3 protein-coding genes are annotated in these 1,106 nt (G+C 44.8%); all 3 read left to right on the top strand.

Annotated elements, in window-relative coordinates; all coding sequences use genetic code 11:
- Positions 1–405 (top strand): hypothetical protein (locus ABMB67_RS23385; protein WP_354573489.1); only part of this gene is annotated, 405 nt, incomplete at its 5' end.
- A 56-nt stretch (positions 406–461) separates the two neighbouring features.
- A complete protein-coding gene (locus tag ABMB67_RS23390) occupies positions 462–779 on the top strand; it encodes a hypothetical protein (RefSeq protein ID WP_354573490.1) in 318 nt (105 codons plus the stop codon).
- Positions 766–1,106, top strand: a 341-nt coding sequence (locus ABMB67_RS23395; protein ID WP_354573491.1) for a hypothetical protein, incomplete at its 3' end; no start/stop codon positions are given. The genes ABMB67_RS23390 and ABMB67_RS23395, both read left to right, overlap by 14 nt.

Consider the following 1,106-nt stretch of genomic DNA (forward strand, 5'->3'; position numbering starts at 1 on the left):
CGTTTTAATGGGACAATTGAAGATTTATCTCATTTATATGAACAGTTTTTGAAAAAGGAGCTTCAATCATCCGCAGTTTTTTACGCGGCTGCAAAGGAAAGATTTCAAGTCAAATCGGCTCAACAAACAATGAGTCAAGTGGCAACCGAGGTTAAGTCATTCACCGATAAGTTATACGCCGGCCAAACTGATTGGAGCTTGGGAGACGCGGTATTAACCTATCAAATTGATTTCGACGCGATGAGCAATCACGATAGTCCGTATATCTCAAGCGTAGGCCAAGTAGGTTTAGACATTCTTGCGAAAGTACAAGAGTTAAATGGCAAGTATTTGTCGAGAGATGAACAGCAGTCAATTTTCGATGATATAACAACTTTATTTGAAAGTTATAACAAACTTACTTAAAGGCGTCCTAACCGGGCGTCTTTTTTATTTTACAAATTTAGGGAAGGTGATTATTTATGGGAATATCAGCAAGTCGGCGTACACGCATAAGAGGATTCATACAGGATTATCAAAAATTTATCCTGCGAGCAACAAAACCAAGTGCGGCACGTCCTTTATTAAAACATAGTGACTTCGCGGCCGTTCTCGCGGCTGAAAGCGATGAGAATATCGCAAAATTAGGCGAATTAATGCTCGAGATTATAGTCACAGCAGATACGGGAGCGCGGGATCCGAGTTATGAGGTAGGTAATAAGGCGGCGGATAAATTGAATTTTCTCATTGAAGATTTTCATTCCGCTCTTGAGGCGGTGGGGCTAGATGTCAGCCTTTGATTTAACGGCCCGCCTAAGACTAGTTGATAAATTTACCGCTCCAATGCGTAAAGCCGCTAAGTCCGTCGAAGATATGGAAAAGGTGCAAAGGGCAACGCAAAACACCCTTAAAGGGGTCAGCAAGCAGACTAGCAAGGCGATCAGCACCACGCAGCGTCTCGGCCAATCGTTTAGCCGCGTTACGCCAAAGTTTACCCGTATGGCCAGCAGCATTCAGTCCGGCGTCCAAAACAGCATCATCGCTCCGTTTAACTCGGCGATCGGCACGGTCGGTCAATACGCAAGTGCTCTCGGACTATTGTCCGGAGCAGCTCTCGCAAATACCGG

The sequence above is a fragment of the Halalkalibacter oceani genome (assembly GCF_040544555.1).
Taxonomy (GTDB): Bacteria; Bacillota; Bacilli; order Bacillales; family Bacillaceae_D; genus Halalkalibacter; species Halalkalibacter oceani.